Origin of the sequence: Sulfitobacter sp. PS-8MA (assembly GCF_040933935.1) — a bacterium.
In the GTDB taxonomy this organism is placed as follows: Bacteria; Pseudomonadota; Alphaproteobacteria; order Rhodobacterales; family Rhodobacteraceae; genus Sulfitobacter.
Map to the genome: position 1 here is coordinate 800,706 of NZ_JBFQYJ010000006.1, position 23,009 is coordinate 823,714.

The 23,009-nt window shown below is 61.1% G+C and carries 28 protein-coding genes and 2 tRNA genes; 4 read left to right on the forward strand and 26 right to left on the reverse strand.

All coding sequences use genetic code 11. The features are described 5' to 3' along the window. Nucleotides 1-386: 386 nt before the first annotated feature. The 5 genes from AB4M76_RS07800 to AB4M76_RS07820 form a co-directional block, all read right to left on the reverse strand. Complete coding sequence (locus AB4M76_RS07800; protein WP_368441248.1) at nt 387-1,187, reverse strand: lytic transglycosylase domain-containing protein; 801 nt, start codon at nt 1,185-1,187, stop codon at nt 387-389. A gap of 104 nt (nt 1,188-1,291) precedes the next feature. Beyond that, nucleotides 1,292-1,522 carry a hypothetical protein gene (locus AB4M76_RS07805; RefSeq protein WP_368441249.1) on the reverse strand — a complete coding sequence of 77 codons (231 nt, stop codon included), beginning with the start codon at nt 1,520-1,522 and terminating at the stop codon, nt 1,292-1,294. Between the two features lie 125 nt (nt 1,523-1,647). Next, the gene (locus AB4M76_RS07810; protein ID WP_368441250.1) at nt 1,648-2,247 is read right to left on the reverse strand and encodes an exopolysaccharide biosynthesis protein; all 600 of its coding nucleotides are present in this window, start codon (nt 2,245-2,247) and stop codon (nt 1,648-1,650) included. 143 nt (nt 2,248-2,390) lie between these two features. Continuing rightward, a complete protein-coding gene (gene glnA / locus AB4M76_RS07815; RefSeq protein ID WP_368441252.1) occupies nt 2,391-3,797 on the reverse strand; it encodes a type I glutamate--ammonia ligase in 1,407 nt (468 codons plus the stop codon). Between the two features lie 51 nt (nt 3,798-3,848). Beyond that, a complete protein-coding gene (locus AB4M76_RS07820) occupies nt 3,849-4,187 on the reverse strand; it encodes a P-II family nitrogen regulator (RefSeq protein ID WP_067266338.1) in 339 nt (112 codons plus the stop codon). A gap of 225 nt (nt 4,188-4,412) precedes the next feature. Here AB4M76_RS07820 and AB4M76_RS07825 point away from each other — a divergent pair, with 225 nt between their 5' ends. Continuing rightward, nucleotides 4,413-5,270 carry an NAD(P)H-hydrate dehydratase gene (locus AB4M76_RS07825; protein WP_368441253.1) on the forward strand — a complete coding sequence of 286 codons (858 nt, stop codon included), beginning with the start codon at nt 4,413-4,415 and terminating at the stop codon, nt 5,268-5,270. Here AB4M76_RS07825 and AB4M76_RS07830 read toward each other — a convergent pair. After that, complete coding sequence (locus AB4M76_RS07830) at nt 5,267-5,788, reverse strand: Hint domain-containing protein (RefSeq protein WP_368441254.1); 522 nt, start codon at nt 5,786-5,788, stop codon at nt 5,267-5,269. The genes AB4M76_RS07825 and AB4M76_RS07830 overlap by 4 nt on opposite strands. Nucleotides 5,789-5,922: 134 nt before the next feature. Between AB4M76_RS07830 and AB4M76_RS07835 the strand changes: the two genes are divergently transcribed. Then, nucleotides 5,923-6,006: transfer RNA gene (locus tag AB4M76_RS07835), tRNA-Leu, on the forward strand. Between the two features lie 28 nt (nt 6,007-6,034). Here AB4M76_RS07835 and AB4M76_RS07840 read toward each other — a convergent pair. The 8 genes from AB4M76_RS07840 to AB4M76_RS07875 form a co-directional block, all read right to left on the reverse strand. Then, nucleotides 6,035-6,250 carry a hypothetical protein gene (locus AB4M76_RS07840; RefSeq protein ID WP_368441255.1) on the reverse strand — a complete coding sequence of 72 codons (216 nt, stop codon included), beginning with the start codon at nt 6,248-6,250 and terminating at the stop codon, nt 6,035-6,037. 129 nt (nt 6,251-6,379) lie between these two features. Then, entirely contained in the window at nt 6,380-7,309 is a 930-nt protein-coding gene (locus AB4M76_RS07845) for an AEC family transporter (protein WP_368441256.1), read from the reverse strand. Between the two features lie 48 nt (nt 7,310-7,357). Beyond that, complete coding sequence (locus AB4M76_RS07850; RefSeq protein ID WP_368441257.1) at nt 7,358-8,167, reverse strand: MBL fold metallo-hydrolase; 810 nt, start codon at nt 8,165-8,167, stop codon at nt 7,358-7,360. Then, nucleotides 8,167-8,973, reverse strand: a complete 807-nt coding sequence (locus AB4M76_RS07855) for a TatD family hydrolase (protein ID WP_368441258.1) — start codon at nt 8,971-8,973, stop codon at nt 8,167-8,169. Before AB4M76_RS07855 ends, AB4M76_RS07850 begins: the two co-directional genes overlap by 1 nt. 13 nt (nt 8,974-8,986) lie before the next feature. Further along, nucleotides 8,987-10,102: a DNA polymerase III subunit delta' gene (locus AB4M76_RS07860; RefSeq protein ID WP_368441259.1), complete on the reverse strand. Its 1,116-nt coding sequence runs from the start codon at nt 10,100-10,102 to the stop codon at nt 8,987-8,989. A 52-nt stretch (nt 10,103-10,154) separates the two neighbouring features. Then, on the reverse strand, nt 10,155-10,799 hold the full coding sequence (gene tmk, locus AB4M76_RS07865; protein WP_368441260.1) for a dTMP kinase: 645 nt from the start codon (nt 10,797-10,799) through the stop codon (nt 10,155-10,157). Continuing rightward, complete coding sequence (locus tag AB4M76_RS07870; RefSeq protein WP_368441261.1) at nt 10,796-11,998, reverse strand: D-alanyl-D-alanine carboxypeptidase family protein; 1,203 nt, start codon at nt 11,996-11,998, stop codon at nt 10,796-10,798. The genes tmk and AB4M76_RS07870 overlap by 4 nt, the downstream gene beginning before the upstream one ends. A 19-nt stretch (nt 11,999-12,017) precedes the next feature. Next, entirely contained in the window at nt 12,018-12,893 is an 876-nt protein-coding gene (locus tag AB4M76_RS07875) for an SPOR domain-containing protein (protein ID WP_368441262.1), read from the reverse strand. 248 nt (nt 12,894-13,141) lie between these two features. Between AB4M76_RS07875 and AB4M76_RS07880 the strand changes: the two genes are divergently transcribed. After that, nucleotides 13,142-13,231 (forward strand) — tRNA-Ser (locus AB4M76_RS07880). Between the two features lie 179 nt (nt 13,232-13,410). On the opposite strand, the gene AB4M76_RS07885 is transcribed toward AB4M76_RS07880, so the two are convergent. Together AB4M76_RS07885 and AB4M76_RS07890 are read right to left on the reverse strand one after the other, a co-directional pair. Next, nucleotides 13,411-13,860: a hypothetical protein gene (locus AB4M76_RS07885; RefSeq protein WP_368441263.1), complete on the reverse strand. Its 450-nt coding sequence runs from the start codon at nt 13,858-13,860 to the stop codon at nt 13,411-13,413. Between the two features lie 7 nt (nt 13,861-13,867). Further along, nucleotides 13,868-14,935 (reverse strand): restriction endonuclease, encoded by a 1,068-nt coding sequence (locus AB4M76_RS07890; protein ID WP_368441264.1) that lies wholly within the window; start codon nt 14,933-14,935, stop codon nt 13,868-13,870. Between the two features lie 145 nt (nt 14,936-15,080). Between AB4M76_RS07890 and AB4M76_RS07895 the strand changes: the two genes are divergently transcribed. Further along, nucleotides 15,081-15,572, forward strand: coding sequence for a hypothetical protein (locus AB4M76_RS07895; protein WP_368441265.1), 492 nt, complete (start codon nt 15,081-15,083; stop codon nt 15,570-15,572). Nucleotides 15,573-15,835: 263 nt separating this feature from the next. Here the strand turns inward: AB4M76_RS07895 and AB4M76_RS07900 are convergent, their stop codons facing one another. From AB4M76_RS07900 to AB4M76_RS07945, 10 genes are all read right to left on the reverse strand, one after another. Then, on the reverse strand, nt 15,836-16,369 hold the full coding sequence (locus AB4M76_RS07900) for a hypothetical protein (RefSeq protein ID WP_368441266.1): 534 nt from the start codon (nt 16,367-16,369) through the stop codon (nt 15,836-15,838). Nucleotides 16,370-16,399: 30 nt separating this feature from the next. After that, nucleotides 16,400-16,912 carry a helix-turn-helix domain-containing protein gene (locus tag AB4M76_RS07905; RefSeq protein ID WP_368441267.1) on the reverse strand — a complete coding sequence of 171 codons (513 nt, stop codon included), beginning with the start codon at nt 16,910-16,912 and terminating at the stop codon, nt 16,400-16,402. Between the two features lie 511 nt (nt 16,913-17,423). Next, complete coding sequence (locus AB4M76_RS07910; protein ID WP_368441268.1) at nt 17,424-17,615, reverse strand: helix-turn-helix transcriptional regulator; 192 nt, start codon at nt 17,613-17,615, stop codon at nt 17,424-17,426. A 101-nt stretch (nt 17,616-17,716) separates the two neighbouring features. Then, on the reverse strand, nt 17,717-18,529 hold the full coding sequence (locus AB4M76_RS07915; RefSeq protein WP_368441269.1) for a hypothetical protein: 813 nt from the start codon (nt 18,527-18,529) through the stop codon (nt 17,717-17,719). Further along, nucleotides 18,516-19,268, reverse strand: a complete 753-nt coding sequence (locus tag AB4M76_RS07920; protein WP_368441270.1) for a tyrosine-type recombinase/integrase — start codon at nt 19,266-19,268, stop codon at nt 18,516-18,518. Before AB4M76_RS07920 ends, AB4M76_RS07915 begins: the two co-directional genes overlap by 14 nt. Nucleotides 19,269-19,294: 26 nt before the next feature. Beyond that, nucleotides 19,295-19,729, reverse strand: a complete 435-nt coding sequence (locus AB4M76_RS07925) for an Arm DNA-binding domain-containing protein (protein ID WP_368441271.1) — start codon at nt 19,727-19,729, stop codon at nt 19,295-19,297. Nucleotides 19,730-19,871: 142 nt separating this feature from the next. Next, complete coding sequence (locus tag AB4M76_RS07930; protein ID WP_368441272.1) at nt 19,872-20,618, reverse strand: ABC transporter permease; 747 nt, start codon at nt 20,616-20,618, stop codon at nt 19,872-19,874. Continuing rightward, the gene (locus AB4M76_RS07935) at nt 20,618-21,355 is read right to left on the reverse strand and encodes an ABC transporter ATP-binding protein (RefSeq protein ID WP_368441273.1); all 738 of its coding nucleotides are present in this window, start codon (nt 21,353-21,355) and stop codon (nt 20,618-20,620) included. Before AB4M76_RS07935 ends, AB4M76_RS07930 begins: the two co-directional genes overlap by 1 nt. Further along, a complete protein-coding gene (locus AB4M76_RS07940) occupies nt 21,352-22,035 on the reverse strand; it encodes a TenA family protein (RefSeq protein WP_368441274.1) in 684 nt (227 codons plus the stop codon). Before AB4M76_RS07940 ends, AB4M76_RS07935 begins: the two co-directional genes overlap by 4 nt. Beyond that, the gene (locus AB4M76_RS07945; protein WP_368441275.1) at nt 22,032-22,979 is read right to left on the reverse strand and encodes an ABC transporter substrate-binding protein; all 948 of its coding nucleotides are present in this window, start codon (nt 22,977-22,979) and stop codon (nt 22,032-22,034) included. Before AB4M76_RS07945 ends, AB4M76_RS07940 begins: the two co-directional genes overlap by 4 nt. Nucleotides 22,980-23,009: the final 30 nt, after the last annotated feature.

The window sequence follows — 23,009 nt, forward strand, 5'->3', positions numbered from 1 at the left end:
ACCACGATCAGGCCGATGAGGTAGAAAATTCCGTGCATGGGTCCCTCCGTTCAGAATTGGTATTGCTTTCTCTACGACCCAACGATTGACCGTGCAGGCGGTTCCGCAGGCGGTGACGAAAGTGGAAATAAACCTTCAAACAAGCGAGCTTGGCGCATGGCCCCCGGCTGAGAACCCGTTTCTTTTGAAGGGAAAGCCGGGAATATCGCCCCAAGGCAGCGCGGCGCGGGGCAGGGGGGCTTAGACGCGTATTTGGGGAGGTTTTGCCGGCGTGGCCTGCCGCAGCGGGATGTTGGTGGAGGGTGGTCCTCTCTGGCCCCTACCCGCCGTATTGGGCCGCGGCCCAGAGGAAGGCGCGCGCCGGGTTGCCGGCGCGCGCGCGCGATTTAGCCGTCGATGCGCGAGGCCATGATCGCGATGGCTTTCTGATAGACACCGGCCGCGTTCCACTGCTGGATCACGCGGAAATTGGGCTGGCCTTCCTGGTAGCCCGCGCCGGGTTGCCAGCCTTTCTGACGCAGGAAATTGGCGGTGGAAGCAAGCGCATCGGCTTCGCTGTAGAAATCGACGCGGCCATCACCATTGCCATCCACACCGTAGCGCAGCGCGTTGCCCGGCAGGAACTGGGTATGGCCCAGCTCGCCATGTTTCGCGCCCTTGGTATTGGGGGTGATGGCGCCCCGGTCCACCAGCTTCAGCGCGCCGATGGCATGGGGCACGAAAAAGTCGGAGCGCCGGCAGTCATAGGCCAGGGTGGTGATGGCCGACACGACAGAGCTGTCGCCCATGAAACCGCCAAAGCCGGTCTCCATCCCATGGATCGCCAGTAAGATCCCCGCCGGCACGCCATAGCGCTGTTCCAGCGACTGATAGAAGCCGGGGTTGCGGGCCTTGCGCTTGCGGCCCTGGGCGACAATCGTGTCGGCCCCGCGCACCTGCATGAATTTCGACAAGGAGTATTTAAACGATTTCTGATTGCGGTCGGCCGCGATCGTCCCATTCGCATAGCGGGCGTTTGCCAGCGCGTTCAATCCCCGTTGACCAACACCTGCGGCGCGGGCTTCCTGCGCGAAAGCGCTCTTCCATTGATCGAAGCCATTGGCCGTATTGCCACATTGCGCGGCAAGCGCGGGACCGGCTGCAAAGGCGCAGATGGCCGCGGTGGTGGTAAAGACTGTTTTGAGCATGGTTTTGACCCTCTGCATTACTGTACCGCGAACAGGTTAGCCCGCTTCGGCAAAGGTTCAAACGAAGTTATCAGGAAGGCGCAGAAATCTCGCGCGCCGGGGGGTTAGGGCAGCAGCGCCAAAGCCCATTCCAGCCCCGGCAGCGCCCATTCATCGGCCAATGTATTGCCGTCCCAGGCAAATGCCGCACCACCCACCAACATGCCCATAGCAGCCAAGACCAAAAGGTTGCCGAGCCGAGGCGGGGCGCCGCGGCGGCGCCTGCGCCCGGCCTTTGCGGCGCGCTTTTCGATCCGCTTGACCCGGTCATGGAATGTGGTGGTCGATTTTGGCATGGGCGGTGGTCCGAGCGGTAAAAGGGTGTGTTCAGAGGTGAGATTGCAGGCCCGATGTGGCCAATTGATGGCAGCGCCGTGACCCCCGGATGATCGGGCGAAAAACAGAGCGCCAGCCCGGCGCGCTACCCCGTCCCTGAACCGAGATACATCGACAGGCCAAACCAGACCGCAACCCCGGCGCCGGCAAAACCCAGCAGCATCAGCAGCCCATCGCGGTAAAGCAGCCCGAGCCCGAAGATCGACACGGCGATCATCGGGGCGGAGGTGGCAAAGGGGACAAATTCCAGCGGCGGCACGAGCAGCAGGATGCCGAGGATCACCACACAGGCGATCCGCTGGCCCATTCGCCCGGCAATCGGGGCCAAACGCTTATGCAGCTTGCCGTCAACCCAATGCGAGACCGGCTTTAACCATTCCACCGCCTTGATCACATGGTCGGACTTGAGCTTGCGCCGCCGCAGCCAATCGGGCAACCAGAAATGCTCATAGCCCAGCAACAGCCGGATCACGATGGTGGCCACGGTCAGGGCCAGCAGGGTCGGGTAGCCCGGAACTCCGCCCACCGGGGTCAGCTCGGTCAGCGGCAGGACCGCCAGCGCGGGGCCGTAGCCGCGTTCGTCCAGCGCGTCGATTAACTGGCCAACCTTGACCCGGTCCTGATTTTCGGAGGCGTCTCTCAGCTCGTCGATAACCTCGGTCAGCGCGCCTGTATTTTGATCCATCTGCGGTACTCCCGCAGAGCAAACGCTGACCGGGGCCGCCTGTTCCGTAGTTTCACGCCGCGCCGCCACAATAATGCAAAAGGGCGCGGCCCAAGCCACGCCCTTTCGTTGAAGCAATCGCGAAGCCCGAAACGGGCGCCTGCTTAGCAGCTGTAATACATCCCGAACTCGACCGGATGCGGCGTGGTCTCGTATTTGACAACCTCGTCCATCTTCAGCGCGATATAGCCTTCGACCTGATCGCGGGTGAAGACATCACCGGCCAGGAGATAGTCCATATCGCCCGAGAGTTCTTCCAGCGCCTCGCGCAGCGAGCCGGCCACGGTGGGGATGCTTTCCAGCTCTTCGGCGGGCAGGTCATAGAGGTTCTTATCCATCGCCTCGCCCGGATCGATCTTGTTCTTGATCCCGTCAAGGCCGGCCATCAGCAGCGCCGAGAACGCCAGATAGGGGTTCGCCGCCGGATCGGGGAAACGGGCCTCGACACGCTTGGCCTTGGGGCTTTCGGTCCATGGGATACGCACACAGCCCGACCGGTTGCGCGCGGAATAGGCCCGCAGAACCGGCGCTTCAAACCCCGGCACCAGCCGCTTGTAGCTGTTGGTCGTGGGGTTGGTGAAGGCGTTCAACGATTTGGCGTGCTTCAGGATGCCGCCGATGAACCACAGCGCCTCCTGGCTCAGGTCCGCATATTTGTCGCCCGCGAAAAGCGGCTTGTTGTCTTTCCAGATCGACATATTGACATGCATGCCAGAGCCGTTGTCGCCATAGATCGGCTTGGGCATGAAGGTCGCGGTCTTGCCATAGGCATGGGCGACGTTGTGCACGACGTATTTGTACTTCTGCTGCTCATCAGCCTGCGCGGTCAGGCTGGAGAAGATCAGGCCCAGCTCGTGCTGACAGGAGCCGACCTCATGGTGGTGTTTGTCCACCTTCATGCCAAGGCGTTTCATGGTCGAGAGCATCTCGGCGCGCAGGTCTTGCGCCTCATCCACCGGGTTGACCGGGAAATAGCCGCCCTTGAGGCCCGGGCGGTGACCCATATTGCCCATCTCATAGTCGGTGTCGGTGTTCCAGGACCCGTCAGACGCATCAACTTCGTAGGACACTTTGTTGACTTTGTTGCAGAATTTCACATCGTCAAAGAGAAAGAACTCGGCCTCAGGGCCAAAGAAAGCCTGATCGCCGATGCCGCTTGACTTCAGATAGGCTTCGGCCTTCTCCGCGGTGCCACGGGGGTCGCGCTCATAGGGCTCATTGGTGTCGGGCTCGACGATCGAGCAATGCACGCAGATCGTGGTCTCGGCATAGAAGGGGTCGATATAGGCGGTGCTGACGTCGGGCATCAGCTTCATGTCAGAGGCTTCGATGCTCTTCCAACCGGCGATCGAGGAGCCGTCGAACATGAACCCTTCTTCGAGGAAGTCCTCGTCCACCAGATCGGCGACGATGGTGACATGCTGCAGCGCGCCGCGGGTGTCGGTGAAACGGATGTCGACATATTCGATGCCTTCATCCTTAACTTTGCTCAGGAATTCCTGATTGTTCATCGTTTTAGTCCTTTTTGGGTCTTGTCTTTGATCAGGCCGCTTGGCCCGATGTTACAGCGCGTCGGAGCCGGATTCACCGGTCCGGATGCGGATCGTTTGTTCAACGGGGGAAACGAAAATCTTACCGTCGCCAATCTTCTCGGTCTTGGCGGCATCCACGATGGCTTCGATGGCCGCATCGACCTGATCATCGTCGAGCACCACCTCGACCTTCACCTTGGGCAGGAAATCGACAACATATTCAGCGCCCCGGTAAAGTTCGGTATGGCCTTTCTGGCGGCCAAAGCCTTTGACCTCGATCACGCTCAGGCCCTGCACGCCCACATCTTGAAGCGCCTCTTTGACCTCGTCCAGTTTGAAAGGCTTAATGATGGCTTCGATCTTCTTCATGGTCATCCCCTGACATTACGCGCGCGGTTAGGCGTTGGATTAGACATCTCATTTACCCGCGGTGGCGTCCAGCGCGGGGCAGGTGGGAAGATGGGGCAAGGTTTCAGTTTTCCAAGGCTTGTATATATTTTGCGCAGGCTGCGTAAAAATGAGGCAGATGTGAAACTTGGGGCTCTTGGGAAGGATCAGCCTGTACCTTTCAGCCGGGATCACTAGGTCTGGCTTATGGATATCACAGAGATCACCCGGCAAACCCTCGACCTGAGGCCCCTGCGCAAGGGGCCGGGGCATAAATACGATCACGGTCATGCGCTGGTTCTCAGCGGCGGTGCGGGGCGCAGCGGGGCTGCGCGCATGGCCGCGCGCGGGGCGCTGAGGATCGGCGCCGGGGCCGTGACCCTCGGCGTGCCGCCCGCCGCGCAGTTGGAGGTCGCCATGCAGGTCACCGCCGTGATGCTGCAGCGCGTGCCCGACGGGGCGGCTTTGACCGAAGCGCTCAAGGACCGCCGCATATCGGCGCTCTGCCTCGGGCCGGGCCTGGGGCTGGGGGATCGGGCCTACAGCATGGTCGCCGCCGCCTTGGCCGCGCCGCGGCTGGTGCTGGACGCCGATGCGATCACGATCTTGGCAAAGGACGACGCGCTGCGGGCAAAATTGCACCCCGGCGCGGTCCTGACCCCGCATGGCGGGGAGTTCGCACGGCTGGCGCCTGATCTGGCGGAAATGGCCAAGGACGACCGGGCAGATGCCAAGGCCGAAGCGGCAGAGCGTGCGGCGGCGCGCTTGAACTGCGTGCTGTTGTTGAAAGGGCCGGAAACCGTCATCGCCGCCCCGGATGGCAGAACCCTGCGCCACCGCGCGACCGAAGATCGGGCGACCCCTTGGCTTGCGACAGCCGGGGCAGGGGATGTGCTTTCGGGCTTTATCACCGGTCTTTTGGCACGGGGGATCGCCCCCCCCCCGGAGGCCGCGGCCCTTGCCACCTATCTACACGCCGAGGCCGCGCGGGCGCATGGGCCGGGATTGATCGCCGAGGATCTGCCGGAGCTGCTGCCGCAGGTTCTGCGGCAGCTTGGGATCTAGGCGGCGTGCAGCACGTCGCCCCGGGCACGGGCGGCGTCGGCGGTGCCCAGTTCCAGCCCATCGGCGTAGATAATATGCGGCCCATCGCAGAAAATCTGCACCAATGTGGTCTCCACCTCGCCCAGATCGGTGATGAATTCGCCATCCACCAATGTGCGCGCCGCAACCAGCGCCCGTTCGGAATGAAACAGCGCTCGCGCACGCCAGTCGCGCAGCAGCAGCATCTGGTCGCCCGCCAACGTGGCGTCGCGTTCCGGCCTTGTATGGCCCAAAGATCCCGCCGCCAGCGCGATGCGCCGCACCCTGCGGGTGCTGCGTTGCAAATGGCGGATTTTGGCGATGCCACTGTCGCGGGTGATGAGCCTGTCCCCGACAGACAGAAATTCGACCGGCATTTCGCCATCGAGCGTCAATATAATGGCGCCTTGAACCAGCCCGGTATCAAGCGCGGCATAGTGGGAAAACTGGCCCGCATGGCGGTCTTTGCCGCCAACGCGCCCGACCGTATTCGGTTTCATGGGCGTCTCTTTCTGTTGTACCTGCCTCAGGTATGAAAACCATAGGCGAAGATTACGTTAATGTCCTGTGTTTTTTGCTCTCGCATCTGGCTGCGGCTTTTGCTAATCAGCCCCAGTGTCTTGCAAGGCACAGTGCGGGTGTGGCGGAATTGGTAGACGCACCAGATTTAGGTTCTGGCGCCTTAGGCGTGGGGGTTCGAGTCCCTTCACCCGCACCACCTTTATTCACCGCATAGTTGTTCGGCGTCATTCCTCTTCCAGAGCCTGCTCAGGCGGCGGGGGCTGGGTCTGCTCAACCTCCGGTCTGTCCACCTCGGCGGCGGGTCGAAGCAGCCACCAGATCAGCAGAATCCAGGGCAAGGGAGACAGGATAAAGACCCACCCCCAAGCCGCGCCGGAGCCGGGGGCGTCCTCTATGTCCTTCTGCGCGTGATCTTCACCCGGGGGCGGTGGAGCGGTCATCTGCGCACCAATCCTTTTCTTGGTGGTCGCCGCAAGTTTCAGCATTTCATGAGCAATGATAGCAGATTTCAGCCGCGGTTTCGACGGCACATTCCTTGCGCCAAAGCTGCCCTGACGCGCCGGGCTGCCCTAGCCCAGCACGGCCAGCCACAGCCAGACGGTCAGGATCGAACTGCCTGTCGCAACCAAGACCGAGCTTGCGGCCACCCGTTTGGCGCGGCCATACATATTGGCAAAGATATAGGTATTGAACCCCGGCGCCATCGCCGCGGTCAGCACGCCCGAGCGGAAGGCATCCTGCCGCAGGTCCAATGCGGTGCCAAAGGCCCAGACCAGCGCGGGATGCAGCAGCAGCGCGATGGCGCTCACCATCAAGATCGCCTTCATATCGCCTTCGGGCCTATATTGCAGCAGCACCCCGCCAAGCGCGAAAAGGGCCGCGGGCAGGGCGGCGCGGGCGATCAGCGACAGCGCATCCTCCACCGCAGCGGGAAGGGCCAGACCGCTGAGGTTCACCGCAAAACCGCCCAGGATCGCCAGCACCATGGCATTGCGAAACATCGCGCGGCTGATGTTGCGCAGCAGCGTCAGGCCCGATTGCCCGCGGTTGCGCACAAACTCCATCACCGTGATCCCCAGCCCGTAGCAAAAGGGCGCGTGGAAAGACACGATGGCAAAGTTCCCCGCCAGCGCGTCACTGCCATAGGCGCGTTCGGTGATCGGCAGGCCCAGCAGGATCGAGTTGGAGAACAGACAGCAAAAGCCGATGGCGACGCTGTCTTCCCAATCGCGGCGAAACAACAGCCGCGCGCCAAGAATGCCAAGCGCGAAACAAAGGCCTGCGCCGGCGTAGAAGCTGATCAGCAGGCGGGGGTCATAGCTGCTGGAAAGGTCGATATTGGCAATGGCCTGGAACAGCAGACAGGGGATCGCGAAATTCTGGGTGAACTTCGTCACCCCATCGATGCCAGAGACCGGAAAAAGCCCCCGCCAGGCCGCGACATAGCCAAAGCCGATGACAAGGAAAACCGGCAGGATGACATCTAAAAGGGTTTGCACGGGGAATGGGCCTTTGGGCGGCGTCTCAGGGCAAAAGCCACCCTCTGCCTATTGGGGGTCGGAGAGCGGGAAATGCAGGGTAAGCCCATCGTAAGCGGGTTGAATATGGTCGGGCACCTCGGCGGCGAGGGTGCGGTAATCAAGGTCGTTGTGCATATTGGTCAGCACGGCGGTCTCAGGCTGCGCCCGTTTGATCCAGTCCAAAGTCTGCGCAAGATGGCTGTGAGTCGGATGCGGGTCGCGGCGCAGCGCGTCGACGATCCAACAGCGCAGCCCCTCCATCATCGGCCAGCTGTGATCCGGAATGGCCGAGACATCAGGCAGATAGACCACGTCATCAAAGCGAAAGCCAAGCGCGTCGATATTGCCATGGGCCACGGTGAAGGGCGTAAAGCAGAGCCTGCCGCCGGGTCCGTCGATCTGCACATCGCCATTGATCTCATGCAGGTCCAAAATCGGCGGGTAGCTCGACCATTCGGGCTGCACGAAAGCATAGCCGAAGCGCTCCAGCAGCGCATCGCGGGTGGCGGCGTCGGCCCAGACCGGCAGCCGGGCGCGCATGTTGATGACGATCATCCGCAGATCATCCAACCCATGCACATGATCGGCGTGGGAATGGGTATAGATCACCGCATCGAGCCGCCCGACGCCCGCGTCCAGCAATTGGCAGCGCATGTCGGGGGAGGTGTCGATCAGAACGGTGGTGCTGCCCTGTTCGGTCACCCGTTCCACCAGGATCGAGCAGCGCCGCCGGTTGTTTTTCGGCTCCTTGGGGTCGCAGGCGCCCCAATGGCCGCCCAGCCGGGGCACGCCACCCGAAGAGCCGCTGCCCAATATGGTGACGCGCAGCTCGGCCATTAGCTCTTGCCCTGCCAACCGGCGGCTTTGCTAAAGAGCCGCTCGAAATTGGCCTCTGTGCGGGCGGCGAAATCGGCGTAGTCGAGGCCAAAGGTCTCTGCCGCGCGGCGGGCGGTATGGGCGGTAAAGGCGGGCTCATTCGGCTTGCCGCGATGCGGCGGCGGGGCGAGATAGGGGGCGTCGGTCTCCACCAGAATACGGTCGAGCGGGGCGGCGGCGAAAATGTCGCGCAGCGCCTGCGATTTGGGGAAGGCGGTGATGCCCGACATCGACAGGTAGAAGCCCAGATCAACTGCGGCGCGGGCCAGATCGGCGGAGGAGGAGAAGCAATGCATGACGCAGGCATAAGCGCCCTGTGCATGTTCTTCGCGCAGGATGCGGGCCATGTCCTCATCGGCGTCGCGGGCATGGATGATCAGCGGCAGGCCGCTTTCCCGCGCCGCCGCGATATGGATGCGCAGCGAGGTCTTTTGCACCGCCGCACTCTCGGCGGTGTAGTGGTAATCAAGCCCGGTCTCGCCAATGCCGACCATCTTGGGGTGGCGGGTCAGGGCGAGCAATGCGTCGACCGAGGCCATCGGCTCTTCCGCGGCGGACATCGGGTGGGTGCCGGCGGCATAGAAGACCGGGTCATGCGCCTCGGCAATGGCGCGCACGGCGGGCTCGTTCCTGAGCCGGGTGCAGATCGTTACCATCCGCGTGACGCCCGCTTCAGCCGCGCGAGAGATGACGCCGGGCAGGTCTTCGCGCAGGCTCTCGAAGTCGAGGTGGCAATGGCTGTCGGTGATATGGGGCGTGTCGGTCATACTGTCCTTTCGGCTATCTTGGCGCCGTCTGGCCTATCTGCCGCAGGGTATCTAGGACCAGCGCGGCAGGGTCAAGGTTCACCGCCAGCCCGTGCCGGGCGCGGTCGGATATCTGCTGCGCCGCATCGGCCCAAGCGCGCCCCTGCGCGGGGCTGGGGGACAGACGTTGCAGCACGGCGATCTCATCGGGGCAGGCGGCTTGCACCGGCGGCGCGCCGGTGGCGCCGGTGCAGGCCAGACGCACCAGCAGCAGATCGAGCAGGGTGAAAAGCAGGTCGAGCTTGGCCTCGCCGCCGCGCTGTGCGGCAGCTTCGGCCAGTTTGATGGCGCGGCCCCGGTCCATCTGCGGCAGCGAGGACAGCAGCCCCACCAGATCGGCATAGGTGCGGACCCCGCCCATCAGCGACAGGCGCAGCGCCCCGCCGACCGACCCGCCCGAAAGCTCTGCCAGCGCGGCGGGATCGGCGTCGACCTCAACCCCGGACCCGGCCAGCGCCTCGGCCATTTGCGCGGCGTCGAGCGTGCCAAGCCGCAGGGTGCGGCAGCGCGAGCGGATGGTGGGCAAGAGGCTGGACGGCTGGTGGCTCAAGAGCAGCAGAATGGCGCGTTCGGGCGGCTCTTCGAGCATCTTCAACAGCGCATTGGCGGCATTGGGGTTCATCTCATCCGCGTCATCGATGATGACCACACGGCGCCCCCCATCGGCAGAGGACATCTGGAAAAACCCGTTCAACGCGCGGATGTCATCGACCACGATCTGCTTGCGCATCTTCTTGGTGTCGGGGTTCAGCGTGCGGGTCACGGATTTCAACCCGGCCTCGGCCCCCGCCGCCACCCGCCGCGCGACCGGGTGTTCGGGGTCGATGTCGAGCGTCTCGGCCCTGGGCATGTCGAACATGCCGCCATCATCGGGGTCCGACGTGGCCAAGAGAAACCGCGCGATCCGCCATGCCAATGTCGCCTTGCCCACCCCGCGCGGGCCGGTCAGCATCCAGGCATGGTGCAATTTGCCACTGTTGAAAGCGTCCAGAAACGCCGCCTCCGCCGCGCTTTGGCCGATCAATTTCGGCGTGTCGCGCGGGTGGCGGGCGCCGTCTACACGGTCGGGCTGGGGGGCGTCATCTGTCATGGCATCGGTCTAGCATGTTTCACCGCCAAGGGAAGCGGGCAGGGCGCGAAGATCAGCCCAAACGGGCCGCCACGGTCTGCGCCACATCGGCTGCGACAGGCGCGATCTCGCGGCCACCGTCGAGCACGACGAAACGGTCGCTGAATTCCGTGGCGAGATCAAGGAAACCGGCGCGCATCTGGGCCTGCAACTCGACGCCAAAATCCTCGAACCGCTCTTCGGCGGTCTGGCGCGAGAGCGCGCGTTTCAACCCATGGGCCGGGTCCATATCGATCAGGATCGTAAGGTCCGGCTCGACCCCGATCATCAGGCTGTGCAGATCGTCCACCATCTGCCGCAGATCACCGCGCGACAGGCCCTGATACATCCGGGTGCTATCGGCAAACCGGTCACAGATCACCACTTTCCCGGCGTCGAGCGCCGGGCGAATGGTGCGTTCCAGATGGTCGCGGCGGGCGGCGGTGAAAAGCAGGATCTCGGTCTGCGCCGACCAGCGGTCGGGGTCGCCCTGCAAGACCAGCGCGCGGATTTCCTCGGCGCCGGGGCTGCCGCCCGGCTCGCGGGTCAGCACAACGTCATGGCCCTGCGCGGTCAGATGGTCTGCCAAGAGCCGCGCCTGGGTGGATTTACCGGAACCGTCGATGCCTTCGAAAGTGATGAACAGGCCCGTCTGGCGCGCCTCTGGCTCTCCGGTCACGAAGCAGCTTCGGCTTCTGCTTCAGGGGCCGGGGCGCTGTCCTGTGGACCGGCGTTCAACCGGTTCATCAGATGCATCGCAGCAGCGGTCATCTTGACCATGAAGCCGCCCGGCGCAACAGAGGCCGAGGCCACCAGCGGCACCCGCAGCGCGGGCAGTTCACCCCGGTCCACGACCAGTTCGGCCAGTTCGGCCCCCTTGCTGATCGGCGCCTGGAATGGCCCGGTATAGATCACCTCGGCCTCGACCGCATCACCGCCGGTGACCGGCACCAGCATCTCCAGATCCTCTTTCAACTCCAGCCCCACCGACTGCGCCGTGCCAAGTGCCACCGGCGCTTCGGCAATCTGCGTGCCTGCCTTGCCCAATTCGCGCTGCGTGAACTGGCGGAAGGCCCAGTTGACCACGGATTCAGCCTCCTGCGCGCGGACGGCCGCGCTGTCGAGACCAGAGAGCACAAAGATCACCCGGCGGTCGCCCTGTTTGGCGGAGCCCACAAGCCCATAGCCCGCTTCCGCCGTATGGCCGGTCTTGAGCCCATCTGCGCCAATGCCGAGGCCCAGGAGCGGGTTGCGGTTGGATTTGTTCTGCGGCGCGCGCCCGTCAAAGGCGAACTCGCGTTCGGCGAAAAGCGGGTAGAACTGCGGAAAGTCGGTGATGATCCGGTTCGCCAGCAGCCCCAGATCGCGCACCGACATCAGATGCCCCGCCTGCGGCCAGCCATTGGAATTGGCAAAGGTCGAATTGGTCATCCCCATCTGCTGGGCGCGCTGTGTCATCAGCCGCGCGAAACCATATTCCGTGCCATCGGGGCTCAGCGCCTCGGCGATCACGGCGCTGGCGTCGTTGCCCGAGAGCACGATAATGCCGCGGATCAGATCCTCGACCGAGACACGATCCGTGGTGTCCAGAAACATCGTCGAGCCGCCATAGGACATCGCATGTTCCGAGACAGGCAGTTTTTCGACCAGATCAAGCCCGCCGTTCTGCTTGCCGCGTTCCACCGCCTCAAAGGCCATATAGAGCGTCATCAGCTTGGACATTGAGGCCGGTGGCAGCGGCTCATCGGCGTTTTTCGCCAGCAAGACGGTGCCGGTGGTTTGGTCGAGCACATAGGCCGCGGTGGCGCGGGTGTCGAAAGCGGCGGCAGGCTGGAGTGTCAGTATCAGCGCCACGGCGGCGGCAAAAAGGCGGATCATGGCGTTTCCTCCGGTAGGATCAATTCGACACGGCATAGGCATCGGTAAAGCCTTCGGCTTTGACCGCTTTCAGCAGGCTGTCGAGTTCGGATTTGCTGGTGGCGGGGCCGATAACGACGCGCCAGAAGGGTTTGTTGTTAATCTCGCTGCGTTTCACCGTGGGGATCATGCCGGCACCGCGCATCTGTTTTGCGGTGCGCGTCGCATTGGCCTCCACGCTGAAGATACCCAGCTGGATATAGGGTTTGGCAAGTTTGGCCACCGCAGGCCGCGCGGGTTTTGGCGCGGCGGGGGCCTTTGGCGTGGCGACCGGTGCGGTGCTTGGCTTTACCACCGGCTCAAGCGCTGTCGCGGTGACCGGCGCCGGGGCCGAAAGCCCGTCTGCCTCGCTGCTGTCCACGGTGGCCTCATCCACGGTTTCGGCAGGGGCAGCCGTCTCCTCGCGGCGCAGGGCCGTGACATTGAGCGGCGTCGGCGCGCCCGCCAGAATGCCCAGAGCCGCGGCGGCATCAGAGGAGATTTGCAATTTCGGCCCAGGCAGTTCCCGCTCGCGGCGGAACAGCGCGCCGATGACGAATTTGCCATTCGCCTCATTGCGCATGATCACCCGCTCCGGCTCGGTCACATCAGGATGCGCCACCCAGACCCCGCCGAGCGAAGGCCGCCCGTCCCAAAGCCCCTCATCGGTGGCAGAAAAGACCTCGGGCGCTTCGACATCGCGCTCCACCAATTTGGTCGAGGTGCTGCGCGCGGCCTCGGAGCTGTCACTGCCGCCGAAGGGCAGGGCGAAATCACCGCCTTCGCAGCCCGCCAGGCCGGTGATTGCCAGAATGCCCACGCCGATGAGCGCTGCGCGACCTTTGTTAAAGCGCAACACTTGTTTGTCCCTGCTCATGCCCATGCTGTCCTTGCCTGCTGTCGTCGCGCCATCGCGACCCGTTCCCGCGAGAATGCCGCGCCGTTGGTTCGGCACGCCCCAGACCCCTCTGAAAGGGGTTTTGCGGCACAGTAACCCGCCAGCCGCGGCTTTGCAAAGACTGCGCGGCCCGGATCGGCGAAAATTCCCCATGTGTCTGCCCGGGCGGGTGACGCGAAATCGGCATTTGCCGAATCAACCGCAGCGTTCTAGGAGGAGCGGGCTGCGGAGGAGTGGCAGAGTGGTCGAATGCACCGGTCTTGAAAACCGGCGTGCGTGAGAGCGTACCGTGGGTTCGAATCCCACCTCCTCCGCCAGCTTTTTCGGTATAGTTGATATTTATCAGCATCTTATAGGGGGGGTGCGGTCCGGTGTCCCCCAATTCGTCCCCCAGTCTGGATTGGCATGTGCAGCTTTTGTTGTCTGTTCTGACAGCTCATAACCTTGGCGAAACTCTGCGGTCTCGACGTTAAGCGCTCTAAGTTTTCAGCTCCCCCTATCTACTAAGGTGGGCAAGTTTGATTTTGCATCGGTCAATTCGATTGTACCGCCAGTTACCCAAAGCGTTCTCTATCACAGTCCAGGGGATGCAGCGCCGCAAGGCTGCACATTGGCGCGCGCCTTTTTGGGGGACGTCCAAGACAGCTTCGAAGCCAGCCGCTAAGCAACGCTCCTTTGCATCCAGCGCCTCAGCCAGCCAAAAAAGCATGGGGGCGCATTGGATATGGTTGTAGGCATATTCTGCAGAACGCTTTGTCTTTTCAGACCTGCCATACGCGCCCGGTCCACTGTATTCGGACAGCCATCCCAACCAATGCTCTTTTTGCGAACGATACCAAGCACCGTCAAACCCAGCACCAACACCTATCGTTTCCTCCATCGCGCGGGTGCGGGGAAGATACTCTGGCAGTGGGCGGATGTGGGCGCGTAAAACAAGCGGTTTCATGGCAGCGCTACTCTTGCGGTAGGTCTGGGACAAATATCTGTTTGAGCGGTATCATAGAGCGGTAACGCGGAGCGAGCTGGGCGTAGTGTTCGAAAATTAGCTCTACAAATTGTTCACCATTGATAAGCCTCAGCTTGGCTCGGTTGCGCTCCAACTCTACAGCGCCGCGTGCGAACGAACCTAGATTAACGAATAGACCGTATTCCCCATCCCCTAGTGTCCCCAAGAGTTGATCGACGTCCGGGCGCGGTGTTTGCCCTGTGGTTCGTTTGCATTGTACTTTTACGATGGGCGGTTGGAACCCAAGCGGGTCCATGTGAGCGATAACGTCAACCCCACCATCGCCGCTCTTCGGAGTGACGCGAGCGGTGTAGCCCATGCACTCCATCAAATGCGCCATGAAGTCCTCGAATTGGTGACCTGTGAGCTGCGTCATAAGCCGCTTAATGACAAAGTCGGTAGTATTGGCTTCTGCTTGCACTGAGACAGCAACGGTAGCTGTGTCGTCGTCTGTGGCGTCCTCTGCGGTATCTTGGTCCACCGCAGAGCTGGGCGAGGGGGCTTCGACGGTCGGGTCAACTTTGCTTAAAAATTCGAGCGCGTGCCGTTTGACGCGGAACATGGTGAGAAATGAACCAATCTCATTCAGCGCGCTTTGACTAAATTCATCGCGGGGGAAGTGGCCTAGCCAGTCGACAAGCTGGCGCGTAGGATAGTCGTCTGGATCACCTGCGTGATGCTGGGTAATTCCTTTGAAACGTCCAATGTTTACCATGCGGTCCGCTTTAGACGGATACACAACAATATCACCAGCCTTGATCTCGTGTAGGAATTTGAACATAGAACCGGCATCGATGGGTATCGCGCCTTTCTTCTTGTCAGGATAGGCTAGAGCTAGTGCGTCTTTGAATGCGTCACGAGTGGGGGCGAGTTTGGTTATATCACCCATCTTTGGCCAGCCGATTGCGACATAGCCATTTTCTACTGGTCGGTCGCTGACATGGTGACCCATGTGGACACCCCATACGGTCGGGTCTGACATATTTTTGCCTTTAGCTTCGAAATTGAAATTCATTAGACAATAATTCTGGCGACGAGATAACGATGAAAAGACATCGCTAACGATGCTTGAGCTAAAACAGATAGACATGGAGGAGGGTTCTGTACATCCTACAAAAGGTTAGCACCCTACGAAATTTGTATAAGGATTCTTTATTATTGTGGCGAAGTCGACATTAATTTCAGCTCTGCTGACAGTCGCGGCTTTAACGGCATGTGCGAAAACCTCTGTCACTCCAATCTCAAACAACCAGTTCTTGCTATCCGCTAGCGCCGCTCCAGCATGTGGTAAAGCCGGGGCGGCGAGAGTAGCGTCACAAATGGCTGCTGTGGAGACTATTCGGCGCGGCTATCCAAGGTACGTAGTGCTGGGCGCTAACAGCGAAAACAATGTATCTGTGATTAATCGCTCACCGACATATGCCGCAACGACCAGCAACTATTCTGTCTACGGGAACCAAATTTATGGAAATTCTACCACTTCGTTTGGTGGAGGTGGTCCAATGGTGATTGGCTCGCGAGACGCGGACTTGCGGGTGTTGATGTTGAAGCCCGGCGAACAGGGTTTTGAACAAGGAATCGATGCTAAGCAAACACTTGGCGCAAACTGGGCAGAGATAGTTAAAAAGGGTGTGAAGCCCTGTACAGAATGAGTAAGCGATTAACCCCACTCTATTAGATCAACTTATGCATCATCGATACCAGACGCCTAATTCTGTCCATTTCCTTGGTGCGTGTTCCATGCCGATAATTGGGGTGCGCCGCTCCAGATGGCGCACCGCCTCCTGCGCCATGTAGACGGCAAACGTTCCAACCATGCTTAGAAGGACACTGACATTGCTGCCGCGTCCTCTTGGCTGTTGCAGTGCATCTCGGCGCATCTCTGAGGCGCTTCGTAGGGTCTATGGGGTTACCGTCATTTTTCATTGTCATGCCGCCCCCCGTGAGAAACATCGCCTACGATAGCTTGGCCGCCTTCATTGACGGTTACACGCTCAACACGCACCGTCTGCTGTGCCTTTGCGCGGTACTTCTTTAGTGCATCCACCTGAGCCAGATAAGTACGGCTTAGGCGGGTAACTGACCGTTCGCAGCTTTCTCGCATTTGTCCGCTGCCAGCATCCATCATCTTTTGAGAGAGCGTAGTCATAGCGACGTGTGTCGCTGCCATCTGTGTAATGAGCATGGCTTCGACTGCGTCACGCGGTCCGAGTTCAGCTTGCATCGCAGCCATCATGTCGCGGTAGGGTTCGCCGCTACGGCCCAGCGCATTTATGGCTGAGGTCATCAAGCCAGATGCGGCTTCGTAAGTCTGAACATTGAAGAGGTTTATAAGCGTGTTTGGATCATCTGCTACAATTTGAACGGTTCCGTCATCGGCGGTTTCGAACGTGGGGCGGACGACGTAATATGCTTGGCCTGTTGCTTTCAGTTCGGTGTGGTCAGTCATGGGGCGTTCCTTCCCTGTGAGTGGTTAGTATTAGTGTCCCACCTGAGTACCCAAGCGCCGCGACGAAACGGCCTCGACGGGTTCTCTGGTGGACCCAGAAGCGGGCCTTGGGTTTCGTGGTGGACCCATCGGCGGCGGTGACGGGTACTCAGGCTGACCGTCTTTTGTTTTTTTCTGCCAGTGTCGCCAATCGTTCGTGGCAAGTTGAGCGCCGCTACGGGTTTGCATTCGCTTCGTGGTTAGACGCCATTCGTGGGCTTTCCGATGATACCAATTGCCGGGATTGTGCAGAGCGATGAAGCCCTTTTCCTCCAGTTCGATAAACGCGCGCTGGGCGGTCCCCTTTGATATGCCCAGCGCACTAACTGCTTCATTCATGGAGAGCCGTACACTGCCGTTGTTGCTGCCGTTGAAACGGGTGTGCAGTTCGAGCCAGACTTTGACAGCGGCCCCCGAAAGGGACCGCCATGCTTCAGACTTCAGTTGAGCATAGGGCAGGGTGATGTACTGCCCTTCGCTATCCCTGCGCTTGCCTTTCGCCATTAGCGATGCCCTCCGCGCAATTCGTTTAGCGTTCGGACCCAATGACTGGGCAGGCTGTGCTTGCGAGCCAAATGGCGCTCGAAGGGAGTGAGCGGGATGCTGAACTGCGCGTTGTGATGTAACTTCATATTCACAACTCTCCATCCAATAGCTGAATGCTTGCATCACAGGTAAGGACGTAGCGGGCATGCTGGCCGGGATAGCTGCCTTCATGCGGCTCCATGATGGTATCTATCGAGACCCCTAGTTCACGGAGGTCGAACACGTATCCAGACCATCGGGGCGCTGGGCGTGTGATGGGAGTGACCCCTTTCGAGCCTGCCTCTGCTAGTTGCGCCACCGCCCAGCCTAAGCGGCCATTTAGATCAAGCGTGCGGCATTGTTCGCCCAGAGTGAGCGTTGCTCTTATCTTCATTTCAACCTCATTGAATTATGAGGCGCGAAGCGATAGGGATTAGCTGTCTAGGCTACCCAGCGCCCGCGCCTGTATGATTACAGCGTGGGCGTTGCTTTACCCGCATTTGCCAGCGCTAGGTCGTGCTGCGAGCCATGCTGCGACTGTGCTTTCGGGCCATGCGACAGCTCGCTTTCTGATGCGGACAGGACGGGGAAAAGCGCCCGCTTCCATCATTGCGTAGAGACTTGATCTGCTAAGACCTGTTAGTGTTTCGACCGCAGGTCGCCTGAGGTGCTGTTCTGCCATTTTAGCTCTCTTCCTTCTACTTTGGAGTACATAGGAATCTAACAGAGCTGAGGCATCTAAATAGACGTCACAATAGTAAAAACTGTTTCGATACGGTCAAGTTACTGACCTTTAGGTCTTTTTCTAGGCTTGGATAATTCTGGGCGTGACACCGTGGCGATTTCCCAAGCCCGAAGAAAGCTTCTCGTGCCGAGGTTTGAGGCGAATAGAATCTTCGCATCATCTTTTCGCACTTGCTGCCCGCTGTCGAAATGCTCAACGATTTTCTTAGCGACCTTTTTTTCTAAATCCCTCTTAGCATAGCGCATAGACTTGCGCTGCACGCCTTCAGCGCTGGCTTGCAAGGCTAGTTCTTCTGACGCGTCTAGCGCATCAAAATGCCTTTGAAGCTGGTAACTGTCGAATTCCTTTAGATCATGCTCCATTTTCAGAACTTTTGCGTGTCGGCGTATGGCGTGCTTAATCTGGCTCGGTTCAATGTCATACAAAAGGACTTCCCACAGTTCTGAATCCGCTTCGTCAATTTGAACGAACACTGGGATTCCTGCGAAAGGTCCGATTATTTCAGCGTATCGCGCACCAGACAATTGAGTGCCTTCATCAGATTTAGGTCGCAATGTGCCAGAAGGTAGGTTGAGGTAGTCCCCCTGAGGCAGCGCTGTGTCATCTACCGTAAAAACTTCATAGCCTAGAGGAAGCTTTGCTCCACTTGCGGTAATGGCGAAAACGGAGTCGACCTCTGCGAGTATGTCCCAAGTCAATTCGGCTGCTAATCTGGCCCTGAGAGTGTGAAGTTCTGCACCATTGGTGCATGGCAGTTCGCCCCGAATAAAGGCTTCATGTGCAAGGTGCGTATGATCGAATTGGGTTGAGTAAATTTTACCTACATGCCACCCAGCTTCAAAAGCGTACATTTAGAACCTCTGAAAATTCAGCAGATACAAAGTTGGCCCATCGTTCCATAAGCCTACGTCGCTTCTCAAAAAAATCTGACCGGGCATAAGCAGCCTCTGCCTTGTCTTTCACGGTATGGGCCAGTGCCGACTCTGATACATCGCGCGGCGTATTGGTACGCTCCTGCGCCCAAGTTTTAAATGAGGTGCGGAACCCATGCACGTCCACGTCATAGCCGAGCGCTTTGGTTAGCTTTGACAGCGTCATGTCAGAAAGCGGTTTGCCGTACTTAGCGCCGGGAAATACTAGTCCCTCGCCGCTCCCCAGCTTTCGTGCTTCTGTTAGCACTTCGACCGCGCGCGGCGAGAGGGGGACGCGATGTACCTTCTTTGGCTTCATCCGATGCGCTGGGCGGGTCCATATGCCCGCCTGTAGATCAAACTCTGACCATTCAGCTAAGCGCACTTCGCCAGAACGTGACGCTGTCAAAATAACCAGTTCTAATGCCAGCTTGGTCGCAGTTCCTGCGTCTGACGCTTTAAGCGTGGTCAGAAACTCTGCCACTTTGTCATAGGGCAGGGCTTTGCGGTGCGCTTGTGTTTTGTCCTGCTTAGGGAGGGCCTGTGCAATGGCGTCTGCTGGGTTGTCCTGCCGCCATCCGTTTGCCACAGCCCACTTCATCACCGTGCCGATACGCTGGCGCACTCGGCGCGCTGTTTCGGGCTTTTCGAGCCAAATGGGTTGCAGCACGGCCAGCACGTCAGCCGTAGTAACCTCTGACACTTTCAACTTGCCGATGCGGGGGAAGTGTAGGTTTCAAGGGTCGAGATGAACTGCGCTGCGTGTTTCTTATTGCGCCAAGCCGGTTCATGTATCTGGTGGACCTTGCGGGCGGCTTCTTCGAACGTGAGTAACGCCTTAAAGGCGCGCTTGGCGTGCAAAGGGTCTCCGCCCGCCCGCGCTAGCTTGCGGTTCTCTAGCGCCCGCTCTCGCGCCTCTGCCAAGCTAACAAGTGAGGCGCTACCCATGCCTATCTCAGTGCGCTTGCCGCGAATGATAATGCGCTGCACCCAGCGTTTCGCGCCTGACTTGTCTACCTTGAGAAACAGGCCATGACCGTCTGTGTACTTGCCGGGGGTAGTGACCGACCGAACAAATGCAGCTGAAAGCGCCTTCTCCTTGCGCTTGGCCGGTTCGTTTGTTGCGTTCGCGTCCACCATTCCGTCCCCCATTCATATCTGGAATATGGGGGACGTAGCTGGAATAAACAAGACCTAGAAAAAGGCCAAGCCACTGAAAAGTAGACCGTAATAGAATGGGTTAGAATGCACATAGGCGGACACCTCCTCCGCCACCCCTCCCTCAAAACCGCCCCCCAACCCGACGCGCCAGCGCCTCAACCGCCCCCCAAAGCCCCAGCGACAGCATCGCCAGCACGACCAGGCTCGCGAACATCAGATCCGTCTGCCCCCGGCCGTTCGCCATCAGCATCAGATGTCCCAGACCGCGCGATGAGCCGACCCATTCGCCGATCAGCACCGCCAAAGGCCCGTAGACCACCGCCAGCCGCAGGCCGGAGATGAGCCCCGGCACCGCATGGGGCAGGCGCAGAAGGAAGGTTTCGCGCAGGCGGTCTGCGCCGCTCAGGCGGGCCAGGTCCTCCAAACCTTGGGGCAGGGCGGTGAGCCGGTCGAAAAGCGCCGATGCGATGGGGAAATAGGTCACCAGCGCGATGGTGACGATTTTCGAGGGCATGCCGTAGCCGAGCCAGAGGGTCAGCACCGGGGCCAGTGCAAAGATCGGCACCGCTTGGGCTGTCACCAAGACCGGGCGCAGCAGCCAGCGTGCCCGGGGGGATATGGTCAGCAGCAGCGCTGTCTCGACACCGAGGGCCAGGCCAATCGCCAGACCCAGCCCCAGATTCCCCGCCGACCAGAGCGCGTTTTGCCACAGCAGATCGGCCTCAGACCAAAGGGCCTCCCCGACGCGGAGCGGGCCGGGGAGGATGAAGGGCGGCACGCCGCTAAGGCTCACCAGCGCCTGCCAAAACAGCAGCGCCACCGCGAGGCTGATCGCGCCGCGCCGCAAGTGCTGAGTTGCGCGGGGCATCAAATCGCCCCCCCTGTCACACGCTGTTTCAGATCGCGCGAAAGAGCCGCCTGTGCGGCAAGCGTGCCCGGCGCCTCGGCCCTGCGGGGGGGCGGATCGGGGGGCAGGGCACAGGGGGCAATCCCGTCCGGCGTCGCGATCCAGGCGTGATGCGCAAGCCGGGCGGCCTCGGCCGGATCATGGGTGATGAGAACCACGGTCCGCCCCGCCAGCAGACGCGCGGCGAGATCCTGCATGCGGTGGCGTGTCAGCACATCCAGGGCGGAGAAAGGCTCATCCAGCAGCACGACGGGGCGGTCCTCAAAGAGGGTTCGGGCCAATGCCACGCGCTGGCGTTGACCGGCTGAGAGCGAGGGCGGGCGGCGCGCTGCCTGAGCGCCAAGCCCGACCTGCTCCAGCAGTGCGCGGGCCCGCGCAAGGTCGGGCCGCGCACCGCGCAGCCGCGTGCCGATCACCACATTGGCCAGCGCATCGGCCCAGGGCAGCAGGTGATCATCCTGCGCCATCATCGCGACCCGCGGGGGGAGCGGCGCGCCATCCGAAGCTGTCATCTGCCCCGCCAAACGCGCGGCAGAGGGCAGGCCCGCGATGCGCCGCAGCAGCGAGGTTTTCCCAACGCCGGACGGGCCGAGAAGAACGCTCCAACGCCCCGCCGGCAGGGTGAGGTCAAAGTCCGCGATCAAAGGGCCAGTCGGACCGTTCAACCCTCCGGCAAGATGAAGCGCCGGTGCGGTCATCTGCTCTCGGGCGCGCTGGCCATGTCCCAAAAGCCGATCTCCAAGCGGGTGGCGGTGTTAAAGCGGGATTGCAGCGTTGCGGCCCGGGGGAGGCTGCTCCAGCCCGCCCCCAAACGCCGCAGCAGCGCGGCATCGATCAACGCGCCCACGTCGCGGCAGAGCGTCTGATATTCCGCGCCCCCGTAAACCGCGGCCCAATCCGCATAGGGCCCGTCCGTCCCCCTGAGCCGCAGGCCGATTTCGCCATAGCCCAGTACACAGGGGGCGAGGGCCGCCATGAGATCAAGGAAATCGCCTGAATAGCCGGCCTCCAGCACATAGCGGGTATAGGCGAGGTTGTTCGGCGCCTCCTTGGTCGCTTGCAGGGCGGGCTCGTCAATGCCCTGGGCGGCGCAGGTCTTGATGTGCAGCGGCATTTCCACATGGACCAGCGCATGAACGGTGGCACTGGCGGCGGCCATCTCTTCCAAGGTGTCGGCCTTGGCCGCGGCCAAAGCCCATGCGCGGGCGAAATGGATCAGAAAGACATAGTCCTGCGCGAGATAATGCAGATAGCTGGCCTGCGGCAGAGAGCCGTCGCGCAGCGCTTCGACGAAGGGATGGGTGATGTAGCGCTGCCAGTCCGCCCCGGCCGCAGCGCGCCAGCGGGCGAAGGCTTTGCCGTAATCGGGGGGCGTCATTTCGCCACCTCTGCGGTCACATCCACCACCAGATCGGTGGCCGGGATGCTGGCCGTAACGGCGCCGCTTGACAGCAAGAAGGCTTCGAACCGGTCATAGCGGCCCTGATCGACCGCCGCCGGGCGGGTGGCAAAGCGGGGCCAGGTGTCGTCCCAGGCGCGGGTGTTGAGCGCATTGCGCAACTCCGCATCAGAGGCAAAGAAGCTCTCGGCACTGCCCGCGGGATCATTGACGATATCCGCCGCCGCCCGTTCGGTGGCTTGCAAGAACCGCGCGATCAGGGCGCGGTCCATGCGCTTGGCATCGGCGATATAGATCAACTCGTCATAGGCCGGCACGCCTTGGGCCTCGGGGTAAAAGCAGCGGCCCTCATGGCCCTCTAGTGCCATCTGGTTCAGCTCAAAATTGCGAAACGCGCCGATCACCCCGTCGACCTGGCCCGACATCAAGGCGGGTGAGATCGACCAGCCGATGTTGATCTGCTCGACCTCGCTTGGCGCGACACCACTGTTGCTCAACATGGCGTCCAGCAGCATTTCCTGCACCCCCGCCACGGCGAAACCCACCTTGCGTCCGGCCAGATCGGACAGCTCTTGCACCGGACCGTCGGCGCGGACCACAAGGCAGGTCAGCGGGGTCTCGACCAGCGTGCCGACGCGGCGCAGATCCAGCCCCTCGCGCTGCGCCAGATGCAGCTCGGGCTGATAGGAGACCGCGAGATCTACCCGCCCGGCCGCCACCATACGTGGCGGGGCATTTGGGTCAGATGGGGTGACGATCTTCACCTCCAACCCGGCATCGGCGAAATAGCCGCGCTCTTCGGCCAGAATGATCGGCCCATGGTCCGGGTTGATGAACCAATCCAGCATCACGGTCATCTTGTCTTGCGCCAGCGCCGGGGCGGCGATCAGCGTCAGGGCGAGGGGGGCGAGGATATGTTTCAAAGCAGTCTCCGATAGGGTGTTAAAAAAGGG

Coding starts and splice junctions, on each gene's coding strand:
- AB4M76_RS07800 (WP_368441248.1), bottom strand. CDS start 1,187: ATGCTCAAAACAGTCTTTACCACCACCGCGGCCATCTGCGCCTTTGCA.
- AB4M76_RS07805 (WP_368441249.1), bottom strand. CDS start 1,522: ATGCCAAAATCGACCACCACATTCCATGACCGGGTCAAGCGGATCGAA.
- AB4M76_RS07810 (WP_368441250.1), bottom strand. CDS start 2,247: ATGGATCAAAATACAGGCGCGCTGACCGAGGTTATCGACGAGCTGAGA.
- glnA (WP_368441252.1), bottom strand. CDS start 3,797: ATGAACAATCAGGAATTCCTGAGCAAAGTTAAGGATGAAGGCATCGAA.
- AB4M76_RS07820 (WP_067266338.1), bottom strand. CDS start 4,187: ATGAAGAAGATCGAAGCCATCATTAAGCCTTTCAAACTGGACGAGGTC.
- AB4M76_RS07825 (WP_368441253.1), top strand. CDS start 4,413: ATGGATATCACAGAGATCACCCGGCAAACCCTCGACCTGAGGCCCCTG.
- AB4M76_RS07830 (WP_368441254.1), bottom strand. CDS start 5,788: ATGAAACCGAATACGGTCGGGCGCGTTGGCGGCAAAGACCGCCATGCG.
- AB4M76_RS07840 (WP_368441255.1), bottom strand. CDS start 6,250: ATGACCGCTCCACCGCCCCCGGGTGAAGATCACGCGCAGAAGGACATA.
- AB4M76_RS07850 (WP_368441257.1), bottom strand. CDS start 8,167: ATGGCCGAGCTGCGCGTCACCATATTGGGCAGCGGCTCTTCGGGTGGC.
- AB4M76_RS07855 (WP_368441258.1), bottom strand. CDS start 8,973: ATGACCGACACGCCCCATATCACCGACAGCCATTGCCACCTCGACTTC.
- AB4M76_RS07860 (WP_368441259.1), bottom strand. CDS start 10,102: ATGACAGATGACGCCCCCCAGCCCGACCGTGTAGACGGCGCCCGCCAC.
- AB4M76_RS07870 (WP_368441261.1), bottom strand. CDS start 11,998: ATGATCCGCCTTTTTGCCGCCGCCGTGGCGCTGATACTGACACTCCAG.
- AB4M76_RS07875 (WP_368441262.1), bottom strand. CDS start 12,893: ATGAGCAGGGACAAACAAGTGTTGCGCTTTAACAAAGGTCGCGCAGCG.
- AB4M76_RS07885 (WP_368441263.1), bottom strand. CDS start 13,860: ATGAAACCGCTTGTTTTACGCGCCCACATCCGCCCACTGCCAGAGTAT.
- AB4M76_RS07890 (WP_368441264.1), bottom strand. CDS start 14,935: ATGAATTTCAATTTCGAAGCTAAAGGCAAAAATATGTCAGACCCGACC.
- AB4M76_RS07900 (WP_368441266.1), bottom strand. CDS start 16,369: ATGACTGACCACACCGAACTGAAAGCAACAGGCCAAGCATATTACGTC.
- AB4M76_RS07905 (WP_368441267.1), bottom strand. CDS start 16,912: ATGGCGAAAGGCAAGCGCAGGGATAGCGAAGGGCAGTACATCACCCTG.
- AB4M76_RS07910 (WP_368441268.1), bottom strand. CDS start 17,615: ATGGCAGAACAGCACCTCAGGCGACCTGCGGTCGAAACACTAACAGGT.
- AB4M76_RS07915 (WP_368441269.1), bottom strand. CDS start 18,529: ATGTACGCTTTTGAAGCTGGGTGGCATGTAGGTAAAATTTACTCAACC.
- AB4M76_RS07925 (WP_368441271.1), bottom strand. CDS start 19,729: ATGGTGGACGCGAACGCAACAAACGAACCGGCCAAGCGCAAGGAGAAG.
- AB4M76_RS07930 (WP_368441272.1), bottom strand. CDS start 20,618: ATGCCCCGCGCAACTCAGCACTTGCGGCGCGGCGCGATCAGCCTCGCG.
- AB4M76_RS07935 (WP_368441273.1), bottom strand. CDS start 21,355: ATGACCGCACCGGCGCTTCATCTTGCCGGAGGGTTGAACGGTCCGACT.
- AB4M76_RS07940 (WP_368441274.1), bottom strand. CDS start 22,035: ATGACGCCCCCCGATTACGGCAAAGCCTTCGCCCGCTGGCGCGCTGCG.